Source organism: Psychrobacter sp. 1Y4, assembly GCF_051847555.1.
Genome location: NZ_JBPYDE010000969.1, coordinates 1 through 557, shown reverse-complemented (window position 1 = coordinate 557; position 557 = coordinate 1). Strand labels below are relative to the sequence as shown.

1 pseudogene is annotated in these 557 nt (G+C 48.7%); it reads left to right on the top strand.

The window, feature by feature from the left end:
• Positions 1-557, top strand: a pseudogene (locus ACS8FC_RS19890) (RNA polymerase-associated protein RapA); the annotation flags it as partial.

The window sequence follows — 557 nt, the reverse complement described above, 5'->3', positions numbered from 1 at the left end:
AGAGCATGATCCTGAGCAAAACGTGTTTGCCACTGAGCAGTGCATCATCGCAGGTATGGATTTATTGATTGACCATCCAGATTTGTATGATCAAGCGATGGATGCAGGATTTGATCTATTGGTCGTGGACGAGGCGCATCATCTGCATTGGGATGAAGCGCAAGGCGGAAATGATAAATACGATCTGGTGGCAGACTTTGCAGAAGAGACGCCAGGCGTGATGCTATTAACAGCAACGCCAGAGCAACTTGGCGCGCAGAGTCACTTTGCCCGTTTGCGTCTGCTTGATCCAGATCGTTTTGATGATTTGGATGAGTTCATCGATGGTCAAGAAGCCTTTGCAGAGACGGCAGCAGTCGCTGGTGTGTTGATAGAGGATAAGCCGCTCAATGACGGTCAAATCGCTGCGCTGAGCAATTTATTAGACATCAGTATGGATGAGCTGTCCACGATCAATGAAGACGACAAACTGCGCACCTATGCGCTCAACGAGCTATTAGATCGTCACGGTACCGGTCGTATTTTGTTCCGTAATACGCGTGAGAGTGTGAAAGGGT